Here is a 17,940-nt window from a genome sequence, read left to right on the forward strand (position 1 = left end):
TCGTTCAAACCTGCTCAGCCCATCGCAGTTTGCGCCAGATGCCGGAGTTAACCGATTCGACATCAGGTGCTCCCTCGAGAGGACAGTTGTGACCGACCTCGCCGACCAGCGTGCCAGTTCAACCGGCAGCCCAGATGTAGCGGAATCGCTCTTAAGGCTCGGACGTCATTTTCAGCGAGGTGACGCTTCCGACGACTTACGGGCGATTCACAAGTCTGGTGGACGCCAGGCAGACGCGTTCTATCGCGACCGAATGTCGTACGACAAAGTTGTGCGGTCCACGCATGGCGTTAACTGCACGGGATCGTGCTCGTGGAAGATTTACGTCAAAGACGGAATTATTACCTGGGAAGCGCAACAAACGGATTATCCGTCTATCGGCCCGGACAAACCTGAGTATGAGCCCCGCGGATGTCCGCGCGGTGCGTCTTTCTCGTGGTATACGTATTCGCCGGCCAGAGTGAGGTACCCGTACGTTCGCGGAACGCTCCTCGAGCTGTACCGTGCTGCCAAGGAGCGATTGAAAGACCCAGTGCTGGCGTGGGCTGACGTTGTCGAGGACCCAGAACAGTCGCGACGCTACAAGAGTGCACGCGGCAAAGGCGGGTTCGTCCGCGCCGAGTGGTGGGAAGCGGCGGAGATGATCGCGGCCGCGCACGTTCACACCATCAAGAAGTATGGTCCGGACCGTGTCGCTGGTTTCTCACCCATCCCGGCGATGTCGATGGTGTCCCACGCAATTGGTGCGCGTTTCATCTCGATGCTCGGCGGAACGATGCTGTCGTTCTACGACTGGTACGCGGACTTGCCGGAAGCCTCACCACAGGTGTTCGGTGACCAGACGGACGTACCCGAATCAGCTGACTGGTTCGACGCCGGCTACCTCATCATGTGGGGCTCAAACGTGCCGGTTACCCGCACACCGGACGCCCACTATATGACCGAAGCGCGCTACCGGGGTCAAAAAGTCATCGTCGTCTCTCCGGACTATGCGGACAACACTAAGTTCGCCGACGAGTGGCTGCCCGCCCGCCCAGGAACCGATGGCGCGCTGGCGATGTCCATGGGACACGTCATTCTGAAAGAATTCTTCGTCGACAAGACGACACCACGCTTCCTTGATTACGTTCGCAAATACACGGATCTGCCCTATCTCGTCACGTTGGAGGACGACACCACAGGTCAGTCCTTTGTTCCGGGAAAGTTCCTCACCGCCGCGGATCTCGGATCGAACTCGGAAGGCGCGGAGTTCAAGACGGTACTGCTGAACTCGGAGACGGGTGAGGCAGTGGTGCCGGGTGGTTCACTCGGCCACCGATTCACCGCGTCCGGAAAAGGGAAATGGAACCTTGATCTCGGCGACGTGATTCCGGCACTGACGCTGCACGGATCAGCCGAGACCGCAAAGGTGAGACTGCCCCGATTCGACACCACAACGCCTGAAGTGCTCACTCGTGGCGTCCCGGTGCGGACAGTTGCAGGCAAGCGCGTCACCACCGTGTACGACTTGATGCTGGCCCAGTACGGGGTGCACAGGGACGGCTTGCCGGGCTCCTGGCCCAAGGGGTTCGATGATCCTTCCCAGCCGTACACACCCGCGTGGCAAGAAGGAATCACCGGAGTCAAAGCCGCATCAGCCATCAAGGTGGCACGAGAGTTCGCCGACAATGCCGACCGCTCCGGTGGCCGTTCGATGATTCTCATGGGAGCGGGCACGAACCACTGGTTCCATTCAGACCAGATCTACCGTTCCTTCCTGGCTCTCACCTTGTTGACTGGCTGCCAGGGCGTAAACGGCGGTGGCTGGGCACATTACGTCGGACAGGAGAAGTGCCGGCCTCTCACTGGATGGGGCACCCTCGCATTCGGTCTCGACTGGGCACGCCCACCGCGCCAGATGCAGGGCACCATTTTCTGGTACCTCGCGACGGATCAGTGGCGCTATGACCCTTTCACGTCCGAGGTCGTGGCGTCGCCGCTGGCCAAGGGCGCTTTCCGGGGCCGGACCGCCGCCGACAACATCGCCCTGGCGACGCGGCTCGGCTGGATGCCGTCGTATCCCACGTTCAACCGCAACCCACTCGACCTCGCGGACGAAGCGGAACGTCTCGGCAAGGACCCTGTCAGCCACGTGGTCGACGGACTGAAATCGGGGCACCTGCAATTCGCATGCGAAGACCCGGACGCCCCAGAGAACTTCCCCAGAGTGCTGACTGTGTGGCGGTCGAACCTGCTCGGCTCATCAGCGAAAGGCAACGAATACTTCCTCAAACACCTCCTCGGCGCCGACACGAACTTGCGCACGACTGATGCGGAGGGCATCCGGCCCGAGGACGTCAAGTGGCGTGACGAAGCACCCGCAGGCAAGCTCGACTTGTTGTTGTCGCTGGACTTCCGGATGACCTCGACAACTCTGTTCTCCGACATCGTTCTTCCCGCAGCAACGTGGTACGAGAAGCACGATCTGTCGAGCACCGACATGCACCCGTTCGTGCATGCTTTCTCGCCGGCCATCAGTCCGCCGTGGGAATCGAAGACGGACTTTGAGGCGTTTCACCGCATCGCCCGGGGATTCGGCTGGCTTGCCGAGAAACACCTCGGTGTTCGCAAGGACGTCGTCGCCACGCCGCTGATGCACGACACAGCGGATGCGACCGCCCAGCCGGGAGGCAAAGTCCGGGACTGGAAGAAAGGCGAGTGCGAACCCATCCCGGGTAAGACCATGCCAAAACTCACTGTCGTAGAGCGAGACTACCCGGCACTGGCGGACAAGATGTCAGCGCTCGGACCGCTTGTCGAGCAGATAGGCCTGACCGTCAAAGGTGTCACGACCTACCCGGCCGAAGAGGTGGAATACCTCAAGGAGATGAACGGCGTCATCCCGACTGGACCCGCGGCGGGGCGGCCGTCGCTCAAGAAGGACACCCACGCTGCCGAGGCCGTACTTGCGCTCTCTGGAACCACCAACGGCCGTCTCGCCACCGAAGGTTTCCTGAGCCTCGAAACCCGCACCGGAACGAAGCTGGCTGACCTTGCCGCGGAGCACGAAGGAAAGCGGATCACGTTCGCAGACACTCAATCCCGGCCAGTGCCAGTTATCACTTCCCCGGAGTGGTCGGGTTCGGAGTCAGGCGGGCGGCGGTACTCGCCATTCACCATCAACACTGAGCGGCTCAAGCCGTGGCACACTCTGACCGGCCGTCAGCACTTCTACCTCGACCACGAGTGGATGGCTGAACTGGGGGAGCAGCTGCCCATCTTCCGCCCCCCGCTGGACATGACCGCGCTGTTCAGCGAGCCACGCGTCGGGGATGTCGGGAACCAGGAAGGCACCGCAGGCATCACCGTGCGCTACCTGACACCGCACTCCAAATGGTCCATTCACTCTGCCTACCAGGACAACCTGCACATGCTCACGCTGTCACGGGGCGGTCAGTCAATCTGGATGTCAGAGGTCGACGCGAACAAGATCGGTGTGAAGGACAACGACTGGATTGAAGCGGTCAACCGGAATGGCGTCGTAGTCGCACGCGCAATCGTCAGCCACCGCATGCCTGAAGGCACAGTCTTCATGTATCACGCCCAGGACCGCGCGGTCGATGTGCCTCGTATCGAACGAACCGGGAAACGCGGCGGCATCCACAACGCGCTAACACGCGTGATGATCAAACCGACGCACATGATCGGTGGCTACGCACAGCAGTCATTCGCGATCAACTACCACGGACCGACCGGCAATCAGCGCGACGAAGTCACCACGATCCGTCGTCGCGCGCAGGAGGTTGAGTACTGATGAAACCAATGGCTCAGATCGCCATGGTGATGAACCTGGACAAATGCATCGGCTGTCACACCTGCTCGGTCACTTGTAAGCAAGCGTGGACGAATCGTCCTGGTGTCGAGTACGCATGGTTCAACAACGTCGAAACCCGCCCTGGCCAAGGGTACCCGCGCCAGTATCAGGATCAGGAGCGGTGGAAGGGCGGATGGACCCGCACCAAACGCGGGAAGGTCACCCTGAAGTCGGGGTCACGCCTGAAGCGGCTCGGCAACATCTTCGCGAATCCAGACCTTCCGACTGTCGCGGACTATTACGAACCGTGGACCTACGATTACAGCACCATTCTTGGTGCAGGGCCGATGGATACGACGCCGGTGGCGCGGCCGAAGTCGGCGATCACCGGTGAAGACACAAAGGTGACTTGGGGCGCCAACTGGGACGACGATCTCGGTGGCGGATCGGAGCAAGTGGGACAGGACCCGATTCTCCAGCGGGTGAACGAGAAGATCAAACTCGAGTTCGAGCAGACCTTCATGTTTTATCTGCCGCGTATCTGCGAGCACTGCCTCAATCCCTCGTGCGCTGCGTCGTGCCCGTCGGGTGCCATCTACAAGCGCACCGAGGATGGGATTGTTCTCGTTGACCAGGACAAGTGCCGAGGCTGGCGCCAGTGCGTGACGGGCTGTCCTTACAAGAAGATCTACTTCAACCACAAGACCGGCAAAGCCGAGAAGTGCACCTTCTGCTATCCGCGTGTTGAGGTGGGGATCCCGACTATCTGCTCGGAGACCTGTGTTGGTCGCCTGCGGTATATCGGCGTGATGCTGTATGACGCGGACGCTGTCACCCAGGCGACTCAGGTGCCTGATGACAAGGACCTGTACCCCGCCCAGTTGAACGTGTTCCTCAACCCGCACGACCCACGCGTTGTCGACGCGTGCGAAAAAGCCGGCATCTCGCACGACTGGATCGAAGCGGCCCAGAACTCGCCGGTATACAAGATGATCGCCGAGTACCAGATCGCGCTGCCCCTCCATCCCGAGTATCGAACGATGCCGATGGTCTGGTACGTCCCGCCGCTGTCCCCGGTTGTCGACGCTGTGACCGAATCCGGCGGTGACGGCGAGAACGGCGACAACTTATTCGGGGCGATTGACGCCCTGCGAATCCCAATCGAATACCTCGCGGAGCTTTTCACAGCCGGCGATGTCGGACCTGTGCGTGCCGCATTGCAGCGCCTCGCTGCGATGCGCGCCCACATGCGTCAGGTCAACTTGCAGGAAGAGGTCGATCCGTCGATCGCCGCGTCGGTCCGGCTGACAACTTACGAGATCGAGGCGATGTACCGGCTGCTTGCGCTTGCGAAGTACGAGGACCGCTATGTGATCCCCACCGGCGCGACGTCGGATGCGCACCGTCTCGAAGCGATCGCGACGTCCTGCAGTCTCGACAATGATGGCGGCCCCGGCATGACGGCGTTTGATGTCATGGCGGAGAAGTTCCACCTTCTCGATGACACCAATGGCGCAGCCCCAGAGGACAAAACGGGACGGGTGAATTTGCTGAACTGGGATGGTAAGTCCACCAGCGGAATCGTGCCCGAAGGCGTTCCGAAGGAGCCGGCGGAGAAACACCCGGAGAGCGTGTCGTGAGCATCATTCGCGGGCGCCGCAAACGCGACGACTACACCGAACGCGACATGCGGCTCGTGTGGAGGCTGTGCGCATTGCTCCTCGACTATCCGCACCCCCGGACCCTCGTGATGCTCCCAGATCTGGTCGCGGCGGTGGCGCGCGTACCCGGACCCGCACGGGCGCATCTGAAGTCATTTCTGGATTATGCGCAGAACACCGACCAGATCACCCTGGCGGGGCATTACGTGGAAACGTTCGATATGCGCCGCCGGTCGAGTTTGCACCTTACCTACTACGCCTACGGTGATACGCGGAAGCGTGGCGGTGCGCTGCTGATGATGAAGCAGGCCTACAGGTCGGCTGGTGCCGAGATGGATGAGCAGGAGCTCCCGGACTATCTGCCCGCGGTCCTGGAGTTCGCATCGACGATCGACGCGCGTGCTGGGGGCCGGATCCTGGCACGCCATCGTGCCGTCCTCGAACTATTGCGGCTCTCGCTGCACGACAGCGAATCCCCTTATGCCGCAGTCGTCGATGCGCTATGCGACACGTTGCGCCCGCTCACGACGACCGACCGCGCCGAAATCCGTGTGCTCGCCGCTGAAGGCCCGCCCGAAGAAGAGGTGGGACTCGACCCTTACTCGATAGACCCCACTGTCACGGCGCCGGAACTTCTCCCGACGCCCTCGTTCCCCGGCGCCTCGGGAGGGCACCAGTGAATACTTTCCTGTGGCTGATTCTGCCGTACGTTGCGCTCACTTCTTTTGCGCTTGGCCACGTGTGGCGGTACCGGCACGACCAGTTCGGCTGGACCACTCGTTCGTCGCAAATGTACGAGAGCCGCCTGCTACAAATCGGCAGCCCGCTCTTCCACTTCGGGTTGCTCGCAGTGATCGCGGGGCATGTCGGAGGGCTTGCAGTCCCAAAATCGTGGACACAGGCCCTCGGTATTTCTGACCACGCTTATCACTATTTGGCCGTGATTCCCGGAACCCTCGCTGGAATTGCCGTGATCACTGGCCTGGTTATTCTGCTGTACCGGCGAATCACCGTGTCGGCGGTACGGAAAGCAACCACCAAAGGCGACATTTTCATGTACGCGGTGTTCATCTTCACGGTGCTGACCGGGATGGTGAACACCGTCTGGGAGAACATCGTCGCTGGTGGGTACGACTACCGCGAAACAGTATCCCCGTGGTTCCGCAGTGTCTTCATGCTGAGTCCCGACCCGGACCTGATGATCGGCATCCCGGTTAGCTTCCAGTTGCACGCGATAGCGGCGCTCGTGCTGTTCACGATCTGGCCGTACACGCGGCTAGTGCACGTGTTCAGTGCCCCGCTGGGGTATCTGTTCCGTCCCTACGTCGTCTACCGGAGTAAGGACGTCGCGAAGCGTGGCTCGAGCCCCTATGACAGGGCGTGGGAGACCGCGAACAGCCGTCACTGACGCGGCTGCCCGCCCGCCAGCTTCGCGGGGTGATGTATCCGGTTTGCGTGTCGAAACTGATACATCACCCCGCGAAGTTCTTGTCTTGAGGGCAGGTAGCGTTCCTAGGTGAGGGGTGACTGGCTGGTTCGTTGAGGGAGAGGGCCTCGATGGCGTTTACACAGGGAAGTGTCTTCATTACGGGTGCCGCGTCGGGCATTGGCCGCGCGACAGCATTGCGATTCGCGTCAGAGGGCTATCTGGTGTGCGCCACCGACGTAGACGAGGCCGGCCTCCGGTCGCTGCAAACCGAGGCGCCCAAGGGGAGCGTGACCAGGGCCGCGCTCGACGTGACAAATGCAGACGCGTGGTCGGGCGTGCTCGATGACTTCATGAAACGGACGAGCGGACGCTTAGACATTCTCGTCAACAACGCCGGACTCCTCCGGGCCGGCAATTTCGTCGATCTGCCGCTCGATGCGCAGCAGCGCGTTATGCGCGTGAACGTGGACGGTGTGATGAACGGGTGTTACGCGGCCTATCCCTACCTCAAAGCTACGCCCGGTGCCCAGGTCGTGAATATGTGCTCGGCGTCCGCGATCTACGGGCAGGCCGAACTCGCCGCGTATTCCGCCTCCAAGTTCGCGGTGCGAGGGCTGACTGAAGCTCTGGACATCGAGTGGCGCTCCGAGGACATACGAGTATTCGCGCTCTGGCCGCTGTTTGTGGACACCTCGATGATCGCGACGGAACGTACTGGATCGATGACTTCGCTGGGGGTTCACCTCACCGCTCGTGATGTGGCGGACAAAATTTTCCAGACCACTCGTCCCGCGCGGCACCCTATTCCGCGCCCAACCCATATTCCGGTGGGAACTCAGGCCGCGCTGATGTTCAACAGCGCACAGGTCACGCCATTGCGCCTACTGCGCGCCGTGAACAGACGCATCGCACGAAAGTAGAGTTGACACGTGACTGACGACTTTCCGATCGCGCGCCCATCCGACCACCGGCGGCCTGACGGTGTCGACGACACCACTGTGGCCGCGCTCGGCCTCATGTCGGAGGCCCTGGAAATGGTGGAACGAGCACGGGGGCACCTGTACTCGTTCCATCAGCTGATTGGTGGTGGCGACGCTAAGCTCTCCGAGGCCGTAGAACAACTGAGGGACGCGGGCCACACCGAACTCGCGCAGCGGATCGAAGACACCGTCATCGGACTGAATGTGCTTTCTGGCCGGTGGACGTTCCAGGTCGTCGAGGAGTTCGACGACGGATATTGGTCTACGTTCCGTGCGGTGGAGCGAGAGGCCCGGGAAAAACTGGCCGGCGGTGTCCGCCATATTCACGAGGCTGAGATGAAAGAGCAGCGCCGCACTCCGGGGCGCCCCGGACACGAGGCAGGCCCGCAGAGCTGAACTCACGCCAGCGGGGCTCCGTTAGCGACGGGATGGTCCACTGAGACCAGCGTGACGGTGTTGTCAGCGGTGTACACACCGACGGTGAGGACCTCCGACTTCACTCCCGCGACACGTTTCGGCTCCAGGTTGCATACGCATACAACCTGTCGGCCTACTAGGTCATCGGGCTCGTACCGGTCGGTGATCTGCGCGCTTGAGGTCTTCTGCCCGAGGGGGCCAAGGTCGACTGTCAGGATGTAGGCCGGCTTCCTGGCTTTCAGGTTCTTCTCGACTGTCAGGATTGTTCCGACACGGAGTTCGATGGTGCCGAGTTGATCGAGTGTCATGTGCGTCCTGATTCGGTGTATTGCGGTCCACCGCCTTCCAGCGAGTGGAGAGCCGATTCGATCCGGCGAGCAGTGAAGTCGGTGCAACGGGCGCGCACTTCATCAAGCGTGCAGAACTCAGCGGTGCGCACCTCCTTCGCATCGGCCACCATCGTGTCCAGCAATGAGGACGGATGAGCGCCGCCGTCGAAAACCAGGCACACCGCGTCGTCCCAGCCACCCCACGGCGGCAGCCAGTCCGTCAGCAGCAGCCGTCCGGCAGGTACATCGATGCCTAATTCCTCTTGTAGTTCGCGACTGACGGCGAGAAATGGGGACTCTCCGACCTCCACGACCCCGCCTGGAAGGTCCCAGTCCCGCTTATACGTAAGTTCGCAGAGAAGCACGCGATCAGCATCATCGCGGATAAGCATCTGCGAAATCGCGCGCTTTCGGGGCAGAAAAGCATTGAGTATCTCGCGAAATCCGCCAGGGTCACGTAGTGGAGGGTCGTCGGCAAGGCGGGCGAGCACCACAGTGTCTCGGCGCTCCTCACCCTGGCGCCGCCCTTTCCTGAGCAGGCCTTCACGGCGCAGCCCGGCGCGCGTTGCGAGGCGTATGGAACGAAGATTTTCCACATCGACATGGGCTTCGATCCGTGCGAACCCAAGTTCCTCGAAGGCAAATTCGGCGAGCAGGGCTAGCGCCCGAGTGGCGAGCCCCCGGCCCCGCTGGCCTGCGAACAGAACCCAGTAGAGTTCGCCCGTGTCATCGGCGGTACGGCGAACCTCGACATAGCCGACGGCTATTCCGTCGTGTTCGATGACGAGGCTGACGCCGCGCTCCGGATCAGGTTCCTCGCGCCCACGCTTGACCGCGTCGGTCAGGGTGTTCGCCGATTGTGCATCCGTCCAGCGGCGGATTTCCTCATCATGACCCCGTTCAGCAGCTGGGATGTCCGCGTCATTCCACGGCCTCAGCGTGACGACGCCATCGGTGAGGACGGGCGTTCTGGCAGCTTCGCTGTTCTCGGTCGGGCGTTTTCCCACATATGCACCCTATCGGGAAACCTGAGGGCGATGCTGAGGCGTTCCGGTTGCCTGCCCAGACCATGCGTGCCACAACGCGGAGTAGTGGCCGCCACGTGCCACGAGTTCGGCGTGTGGCCCTTCATCGGTGATCATGCCGTGTTCGAGCACCACGACGCGGTCCGCGGTCATTGCCTGTGTGAGCCGATGCGCGATAACGAGGCTTGTGCGCCCCGCTGTTACTGCGAGCGCGGATTGCTCGAGGTCGCGTGCCCCTGCACTTCCCGCTTCCGCTGTCGCCTCATCGAGGACCACGATCGCGGGATCCGCGAGCAGGACGCGCGCGAGGGCGAGTTGCTGCGCCTGCGCCGCCGTCAGTGGATGGCCGCCCTCACCGACCCGCGTTCCGAGACCGTCAGGCAGCGCATCAGCCCACGCGAGTGCACCGACAGCGGAGAGCGCGGCGCGGATCTCGCTGTCGGAAGCCTCCGGCGCAGCGAGCTGGACATCGTCGGCCAGGGAACCGGCGAAGACATGGACATCTTGCGTGACGATGGCGATATGGCCGCGCAGTTGGCCGCCCAGGTCGCTCAAAACGACACCACCAACGCGGATGTCACCGCACGTCGGCGCCAGAGTGCCTGTTGCGATCGCAGCCAGAGTCGATTTTCCCGCACCTGTCGCACCGACGATAGCGACGCGCTCACCAGGACTGATGTGCAGATTGACTCCGCGCAAAACGAAGCTTTCCCCGTCGTACGTGTGCTCGATACTCCGCAGTTCCAGGCTCGCATCAGTGGGCTCCGGTGGCGTGATTTTTCGCGAACGGGTCCCTATGGCGGGTATCTGAACAACCCCGACGAGGCGAGCGAGGCTTGCCCCAGCTGACTGGATGTCGTCGAACGTCCACAGCAGTATGCCGATCGGGTTGAACAAGCGGTGGAACAGCAGTGCGGCCGCCGTGGTCTGTCCAACGGTCACTGTATCGTTGCTGACCAGCGCGAAACCGACCGCGAGAACTGAAGCGAGCCCGACGAATTCGGCTCTGTTGCCACGCGCTGCAAATCGGGTGACGAGTCGGAACACGGTGATCCCTATGTCGCGTGCCCGGGCGGAAGCAGTGTCGATCAGAGCAAGGCGAGGTTCCTCGTACCGATAGGCGCGGATGGTCTTGGCCGCATCGATACTGCTGACGAGTGCCTGCGTGCGTTCACCCATTGCTACGCGCTCCTCCGCGTACAGCGGCCCGGAACGTGGGAGATAGAAACGTAGCGCGAGCACATACATCGGCAGTGCAGCGAGACCTGCAAGACCGAGGCGCCAGTCGAGGCCGACCATAGCGGCGATGCTCAGCACGGTGGTAAGCATCGCCGTCATGAGGGTGGGGATAACGTTAGACACAGCACGGCTAATTACGGCGACGTCGTCACCCGCGCGTGCCAGCAGGTCGCCGCGGCCCGCAGCCTCAACCTGGTGCAGCGGCAGGCGCAGCGCCCGGTCGACAAATCCCTCACGAAGATCAGCGAGCACTGTTTCGCCCAGCGATGCGATGAGCCGGTAACCGATCCCACTGAGCACACCCGCGGCGAGCGCGGCCGCGACCATCACTGCGACTAGCCCACCGATTCCGCTGGCGGGGGCGCCGTCGCGCACTCTGTCGACGAGGATTCCGAGCACCCAGATGGGGACGATTGCCGCGGCTGCCGCCAGAGTCGAAACCACCAATGTGAGAAGGCTGTGGCGCCAGCGCAGCAGCACTTCGCGCAGCAGCCATCGCGCCGTGGCCGCGGTGCGCGCGATCGGAAGTAGCTGTTGGGTCATCGTGCCACTGCCTTCCGGTAGGCAGGATCGTTCGTGATGAGCACGGCGTGGGATCCCTCACTGGTTACCGTCCCGTCTTTGATGACGATCACGCGGTCCGCGACGGACAAGAATGCCGGACTCGTCGTGATCACGAGGGTGGTAAGCCGTTGTCCCGTGAACGAGCGCGCTGCTTTCACGCCTTGCGCGATTTCCTGGTCCGTCACAGCGTCTACGGCGGTGGTCGCATCGTGCAGAACGAGAATCGGGGGACGCACATAAAGGGCCCGGGCGAGCGCGAGGCGCTGTCGCTGGCCGCCCGAGAGCGTGCCACCGCGCTCACCGATAATGTGGTCGAGTCCGTCGCGGTGAAGTTCGGCCACATCGTCGGCGGCTGATGCGTGCAACGCTTCTCGCAAGACGACGTCGTTCGTGGCGTTCGTGCTGTGCCTTCCAAGAGTGATGTTGTCGCGCAGGCTTCCCGCGAAGAGGTCGGTGTGGTGGGGTTCGCTCAGTAAGACTGCGCGGGCGGCATTCGTTTCTGCAGTCGCGATAGGTACGCCGTTAATCCAAACGGTGCCACGGTACTCACTGGGAGCCATCTGTCCCGAGAGGACGCTAGCGAGTGCTTCACCGTCAGCCGGATCGTACGCGAAGAGTACGACGAATTCGCCTGGTGCGACAGTCAGTGAGACTGACCGCAGGGAGCGGAATTTTACTTCCCCGACTGTCAAGGCGCCCGGTGTAAGGGCAGCCCTCTCACCCGCGGGGAGGAGTGGGGGTGCAGACAGGACCAGTGCTAAACGGTCAGCGGAGCCGCGGGCGCGGGCGATCAGTCCGGGAACGGAGGCAAGGGTCGACAACGGCTCGAGCAGGAATTGGGCTAACCCCGCAACAATGATGAGCTGGCCCACGGTGAGCGAGCCACTGAGGGCAAGCCACCCGGCGGCAGCAGCTACCGCCACCGCGAGAAGCGAGCTGGCGGTCATGCTTGCGCCCGTATACGCACCCTGCGCGGTCGCCGAACTTATTCGTGCTTCGAGCGCTCGGCGGCTGGCACTCCGGTACCGCTGGGATGCGGCGGCTTCACCCCCGACGCCGCGCAGCGGACGTAGCCCACTCAGCAGGTCGGTGGCCATCGCGGACGTCCGTGCGACAGTTTCTTGCTGGGCGTGCGTACGACGGACGAGGTGGGGAGTCGCGGCGTGGAGCACCGCGAGAATTACCGGGGTGCCAATAACGACCGCGAGCCCCAGCGGGACATGAATCGTCACGAGAACCGCAGCGGTAAACACAATTGCGACGGTTGCGGCGATACCGCGAGGTATGGCGTCGAGGATGCTGGCTTCGTTGTCGGCGTCTGACGTGGACACAGTGATGTATTCCCCGGTCGCCATGGACGACGAAACCCCGCGCGGGTTCAGGATGTGGCGGGCGGCTTCTACACGCAGCGCATGGGACTCACGCTGGTAGGCCACATTGAGCAGCTGGGCGCCGTAGCGCCAGGCGAAGGAGAGCACGACAAACAGCGCTCCGAGTCCCGCGAGGGAGAAAGCGAGACGCGGCAAGTCACCGACGGCAATCGCGTAATCGACAATCAGCCCTATTGCGATCGGCACGGCGGTTTCGGCGGCCTGATGTGTTGATAGCAAGGCGGTGGCGCCGCTGAGGCGGGATCGATGACGCCGCAGTGTGCGGCGCAGGATCGCGGTGCCGGTCTGCGGCGCAGCGGGGTCGGAGGTCACAAGTAGGTAAGTCAACCCTAAGTGTGGAGGAATTGCACGCGGCTGAGGGATTTACCCCGAATTCGCTAACGCAAGAACCTAATTCACCGTGATGCAGCTAACCGCGAAACACGGTTACGGGGTCCTGCGGATGCGCTTAGAATCAACCTAAAGTTGAACGTTATGCCGGAGGAGGTTGCGAGCACATGGCGCGCGCAGACAATTCCGGCAGTCGCCGCAAGCCCGTGAGTCGCGGTGTCCACACGTCGACCGCGCGGGATTTTCGACGTAGCTACCGTGGACGGTCCGCGGAGGAACCGCCGCGGCGTCACGGCGCCACCCGGGCCCTTGCGCAGATCCTTGCAGCCGCGCGCAGTCCGCTGCCGCCGCAACTCTCAGTCGCACAACTCAGCGGTGTGGGCATCCTCGCTGGCCTGATCATCGCCATTCTTGCGGTTGTGCTGCTTTTCAGTGCTCCATTCGGCGGTGCGATGCTCGGTCCAGTTCTCCCCAGCTCCGCATTCGCGGTCATCGCCGTGCTAGGCCTCGCGGCGTTTCACGTGCTCGGCCGGAGTGGTTCGCGCAAGCGCTGACGCCTCACCGCTCCAGACCGCCACGAATGCGATAACTGTCAGAGGAGCCGCCTAGGCTAGGCGCGTGTTTCTTCTTCCAGCAGCTGCCGGCCATGAGGCATCCAACTCGAACGCCCCCCGGGTGGTCTACAGCGCGACCGATCTTGCGGTCGCCGCGGCGAGTGAGTTCGATTTCCTGCGCACTCTCGATATGAAGCTTGGCCGCTATCCAGCCGCGGCGGCCATCGACGACCCAATGTTTGCCAGGACGGCCGAGCTCGGAGATGCGCATGAGCAGCGACTGTTGGAGAAGTTCGTCGATCAGCACGGAGACAAGGTCGTCAGCCTCGGCCGCCCTATGTTCACGGAGGAGGGGCTCGTCGCGGCACGAGCGGAGACGTTCGAGGCGATCGACGACAATGCGCCGGTGATCTATCAGGGCACGTTCTTCGATGGGAGTTTCGCGGGTTTCTGTGACTTCCTCGTACGTGAGGACACGTCCGGTGGTTCCGCGTACGCGGTCTATGACACCAAGCTCTCACGTCACGCGCGTGTACCGGCACTCTTACAGCTCGCAGCCTATGCGGATCAGTTGATCTCTGCGGGTGTCGCCGTCTCACCGGTAATGCATCTTGTTCTCGGGGACGGGACCATCACGGACCACCGTTTATCGGATGTTCTGCCTGTGTACCGTCAGCGGCGGGCTCGCCTCGACATGATCCTGACCGGGCATCTTGCTCAGAACGCGCCGGTAGCGTGGGGCGACCCCCGGTACAGCGCCGACGTGCGCAGTGATCTCGCTGCCGACGAAATCGCGCGCACCCGCGACGTCATCCTGGTCGCGGGTCTCACGACGGTGCAGCGTGCCCGGCTTGAATGGGCAGGTGTGCGGACGCTCGACGAGCTCGCCGCGCTAGATCCGGAGACGACAGTCCCGGGGATTTCACCGCACGCGCTTGCCAGGCTGCGTTCCCAGGCCGGGGCGCAGGTCGAAGAAGAAAGGACAGGGCAGCCGCACTACGTTGTTCACAATCCAGCTGCGTTGCGTGAACTGCCCCAGCCAAGTCCCGGCGACATTTTCTTCGATTTTGAAGGTGACCCACTATGGGCTGAGGACGGTTCGACAGACTGGGGGCTCGAGTACCTCTTCGGAATCGTGGAGGCACCCGACGCTCGTATCGACCACGACCCCGGCGTGCACACGGATTTCCGCGCGTTTTGGGCACACGATCGTGCTGAAGAGAAGCGCGCGCTGCACGCTTTCCTCGAGTATGTCGCCGAACGCCGCGCGCGTTTTCCGGATATGCATGTCTACCATTACGCGCCCTACGAGAAGACCGCTCTGCGTCGCCTCGTCGGCCGCCACGGCATATGCGAAGCCGCACTCGATGACTTGTTGCGCGCCAACGTCTTCGTCGACCTGTATCCCTTGGTGCGCAAGGCAGTTCGCGTTGGCAAGTCGTCGTACAGCATCAAGAAGCTCGAGCCGTTGTACATGGGCGAACATCTGCGAGGCGGCGACGTCACCACCGCGGGCGACTCGATTGCTGAATACGCCCGCTTTACAGGACTGGCCGAATCAGGGGCAGCAGAGGAAGCGGCTGCGGTACTCGCCTCAATCGAGGATTACAACCGGTATGACTGCGATTCGACACTGCACCTGCGTAACTGGCTCGCCCGGTGCGCTCAGTCAGAGGGTGTGCCCCTTGCCATCCCCGTTGTAGAGGCTGCTGACGACGCGAACGGCGAGTTCGACACGTCTCCGCTCGAAGTGCAGCTCCTGGATTACGCGGGTGAACTGCCGCGGATGCGGCGGTCGGCGGAGCAACAGACAGCCGCGATGTTCGCCGCGGCCATGAACTACCACTGGCGTGAGGACAAACCTTTCTGGTGGGGGCATTTCGATCGCCTAACGGCCTCGGCATCTGACCTGGCGGAGTCGTCTGAGGCATTTGTTGTGGATGGCTGTGACGTGGTGGGCGATTGGGCAATGGGACCAAGACAGCGTGTGCCGCGCCGCGTTCTGCGGATCGCTGGTGAAGCACCACACGGTGCCACCCTCCGCGCGGGAGGCGATGTGTTTGCACTGTACGACGCACCGAGCCCGCAAAGTGCGCGTCAGCCAGTCCCAGGAGCTCGCGGCTTCACCACCGCAAAGCTGCTGAGCAGCACACGCTGCCATGAGCTCGGCTTGCCGGTCTCCGACGAATGTGTCTACCTCGAAGAGAAGTGCCCGAAGGGCGCTGACCCACACAGCGACGCACCCGTCGCAATCACTCCTGGACCGCCCCCATCCGCGCAGCCCCTGAAAGACGCAATCGAGCGCGTCGCCGAGAGCTTCGCCGGCCAGTGGCCGCAGATACCGAGGACAGCCGCGGTGGACGTTCTGCGACGGATACCTCCGCGCACGCTGTCGGGCGCGGGCCCTGTCGCGCCCACAAGTCCGAATGAGACTGCGGCAGCGATCATCGCGACGCTTTGTGACCTTGACCATTCCTACCTGGCGGTACAAGGTCCTCCCGGTACTGGCAAGACGTACACGGGGTCAAAGGTAATTGCGGAGCTTGTCCTGAAGTACGGGTGGCGAGTGGGTGTGGTCGCACAGTCCCACTCGGTGGTCGAAAATATGCTGGACTGCATCGTCGAGGCACACGTGCCGGGATCTCAGGTCTTCAAACCCGACAACCGACTCGGATCATCTCTGTGGACGACCCTGGGGTCGCGCAACGCTATTGCTGGCGCGCTGGAGGGCTGCGACGGGGGAGCCGTCGTCGGTGGCACGGCATGGACGTTTGCCAATCCGAACCAGGTTCCTGCGGGTTCGCTGGACCTTCTCGTCATCGATGAGGCTGGCCAGTTTTCCCTCGCGAACACGATCGCTGTATCAGCGGCCGCCCGCAACCTGATGCTTCTGGGGGATCCGCAACAGCTTCCGCAGGTCAGTCAGGGGACCCACCCGGAACCCGTCGACGAGTCTGCGTTGGGCTGGCTGATAGGGGACCACGGCACTATCCCCTCCGAATTCGGCTATTTCCTTGAGCGCACCTTCCGCATGCACCCTGCGCTTTGCCGCGTGGTCTCGGACCTATCCTATGAAGGACGGCTGACAAGTGAAGAGTCCGTGACCGCTGCGCGGCTCCTCACTGGAATACCGCCCGGCTTGAAGACCATCACGGTTCCCCATACGGGCAATTCAACCGCATCCGGAGAGGAAGCCCGCGTGATATGCGCCGAGATCCAGCAGATTCTCGGTACACCCTGGCGCCCGAAACCCAGCGCGGCCGAGCGTCCGCTCGAGCAGCACGATGTCATCGTGGTCGCGCCCTATAACGCTCAAGTCAACACAATTCTCGCCGAGTTGCGTATGGCTGGGCTTGACCGCGTGATGGCGGGCACTGTCGACAAGTTCCAGGGCCGTCAGGCTGCTGTCACTGTTGTGTCGATGACCGCGTCCGCTATCGAAGACGTGCCCCGTGGGATGAGCTTCTTGCTCAACCGGAATCGGCTTAACGTCGCCATTTCACGCGGGCAGTGGCTCGCGATGATTGTGCGGTCCCCAACGCTCACCGAGTTCATGCCGACCACCCCGCACGGGCTCGAAGAACTCGGAGCTTTTCTTACCGTGTGCGAGGCGGGCGAACTCTCGCGCTAGTGCCAGTAGTGTGCGACATCGATGACAACCCGGCTGTGATAGTCGCCAGGGCCGTCGAGGGTGAAGACGCGGAACGGCAGGCGAGCGCGGACGCCGACCCCGAATGTCGTCTGGCCTTCAAATGATCCAGCCCATGCAACCTGCCGGAATGTCTGGTAGCCGTTGACGTTGACCAGCTCACGATAATTGGCAGGTCTATAGGTCTGGTTGCCATGCCGGTCATACGCGGGCGCCTGAACGATGAATTGGAGGTATGCGCCTCCGCGTAGCGGCACCGGGTGTCCTGAGCCATCATGTCGCACAGTGTCTACGTACTCCGCGTAGTAACCCGTCACCGGCCCGGCAATATCAACTACGAGCCGATCGAAGCAATCGTGCCGCCCTGAGCGGACATTCACCACTGATGCCGTCGTCATCTGCATCTGCGACTTGTTCAGAGAACCCCATGTGATCCCGCAATACGGAGAAGGTGTCGCAGAAGCGGTCGACGCTGGCACCACGGCCAGTGCACCGGCTATAAGAACCGATCCCGCCAGGGTCGAGAATGTTTTCTTCATCACACACCACCTAAAAACGCTGTTTCCGACCCTCCTCTTA

General features: G+C 62.4%; 13 protein-coding genes. 8 read left to right on the forward strand and 5 right to left on the reverse strand.

Annotated features, from left to right (window positions below; translation table 11 throughout):
* Window positions 1-88 precede the first annotated feature (88 nt).
* From AS9A_RS10130 to AS9A_RS10155, 6 genes are all read left to right on the forward strand, one after another.
* On the forward strand, window positions 89-3,793 hold the full coding sequence (locus AS9A_RS10130; RefSeq protein ID WP_013806890.1) for a nitrate reductase subunit alpha: 3,705 nt from the start codon (window positions 89-91) through the stop codon (window positions 3,791-3,793).
* Window positions 3,793-5,433, forward strand: coding sequence for a nitrate reductase subunit beta (gene narH / locus AS9A_RS10135; protein WP_013806891.1), 1,641 nt, complete (start codon window positions 3,793-3,795; stop codon window positions 5,431-5,433). The genes AS9A_RS10130 and narH overlap by 1 nt, the downstream gene beginning before the upstream one ends.
* Window positions 5,430-6,134, forward strand: a complete 705-nt coding sequence (narJ, locus tag AS9A_RS10140; protein ID WP_013806892.1) for a nitrate reductase molybdenum cofactor assembly chaperone — start codon at window positions 5,430-5,432, stop codon at window positions 6,132-6,134. The genes narH and narJ overlap by 4 nt, the downstream gene beginning before the upstream one ends.
* A complete protein-coding gene (gene narI / locus AS9A_RS10145; RefSeq protein ID WP_013806893.1) occupies window positions 6,131-6,862 on the forward strand; it encodes a respiratory nitrate reductase subunit gamma in 732 nt (243 codons plus the stop codon). Before narJ ends, narI begins: the two co-directional genes overlap by 4 nt.
* Before the next feature lie 149 nt (window positions 6,863-7,011).
* Entirely contained in the window at window positions 7,012-7,803 is a 792-nt protein-coding gene (locus AS9A_RS10150) for an SDR family oxidoreductase (protein ID WP_013806895.1), read from the forward strand.
* A 9-nt stretch (window positions 7,804-7,812) separates the two neighbouring features.
* Entirely contained in the window at window positions 7,813-8,259 is a 447-nt protein-coding gene (locus AS9A_RS10155; RefSeq protein WP_013806896.1) for a hypothetical protein, read from the forward strand.
* A 2-nt stretch (window positions 8,260-8,261) separates the two neighbouring features.
* Here the strand turns inward: AS9A_RS10155 and AS9A_RS10160 are convergent, their stop codons facing one another.
* The 4 genes from AS9A_RS10160 to AS9A_RS10175 are packed head-to-tail and all read right to left on the reverse strand — an operon-like array spanning window position 8,262 to window position 13,140.
* Window positions 8,262-8,588, reverse strand: a complete 327-nt coding sequence (locus AS9A_RS10160) for a tRNA-binding protein (RefSeq protein ID WP_013806897.1) — start codon at window positions 8,586-8,588, stop codon at window positions 8,262-8,264.
* Window positions 8,585-9,616, reverse strand: coding sequence for an NUDIX hydrolase (locus AS9A_RS22685; RefSeq protein ID WP_013806898.1), 1,032 nt, complete (start codon window positions 9,614-9,616; stop codon window positions 8,585-8,587). The genes AS9A_RS10160 and AS9A_RS22685 overlap by 4 nt, the downstream gene beginning before the upstream one ends.
* A gap of 9 nt (window positions 9,617-9,625) precedes the next feature.
* Window positions 9,626-11,416, reverse strand: a complete 1,791-nt coding sequence (locus AS9A_RS10170; protein ID WP_013806899.1) for an ABC transporter ATP-binding protein — start codon at window positions 11,414-11,416, stop codon at window positions 9,626-9,628.
* Entirely contained in the window at window positions 11,413-13,140 is a 1,728-nt protein-coding gene (locus AS9A_RS10175; RefSeq protein ID WP_013806900.1) for an ABC transporter ATP-binding protein, read from the reverse strand. The genes AS9A_RS10170 and AS9A_RS10175 overlap by 4 nt, the downstream gene beginning before the upstream one ends.
* A 185-nt stretch (window positions 13,141-13,325) precedes the next feature.
* On the opposite strand from AS9A_RS10175, the gene AS9A_RS10180 reads away from it, so the two are divergent.
* On the forward strand, window positions 13,326-13,712 hold the full coding sequence (locus AS9A_RS10180) for a hypothetical protein (RefSeq protein WP_013806901.1): 387 nt from the start codon (window positions 13,326-13,328) through the stop codon (window positions 13,710-13,712).
* A gap of 64 nt (window positions 13,713-13,776) precedes the next feature.
* Window positions 13,777-17,343 (forward strand): TM0106 family RecB-like putative nuclease, encoded by a 3,567-nt coding sequence (locus AS9A_RS10185; protein WP_237707904.1) that lies wholly within the window; start codon window positions 13,777-13,779, stop codon window positions 17,341-17,343.
* On the opposite strand, the gene AS9A_RS10190 is transcribed toward AS9A_RS10185, so the two are convergent.
* A complete protein-coding gene (locus AS9A_RS10190; RefSeq protein ID WP_041451013.1) occupies window positions 17,340-17,900 on the reverse strand; it encodes an AMIN-like domain-containing (lipo)protein in 561 nt (186 codons plus the stop codon). The two genes, AS9A_RS10185 and AS9A_RS10190, sit on opposite strands and share 4 nt — an antisense overlap.
* Window positions 17,901-17,940 lie beyond the last annotated feature (40 nt).

It is taken from the genome of Hoyosella subflava DQS3-9A1 (assembly GCF_000214175.1).
In the GTDB taxonomy this organism is placed as follows: Bacteria; Actinomycetota; Actinomycetes; order Mycobacteriales; family Mycobacteriaceae; genus Hoyosella; species Hoyosella subflava.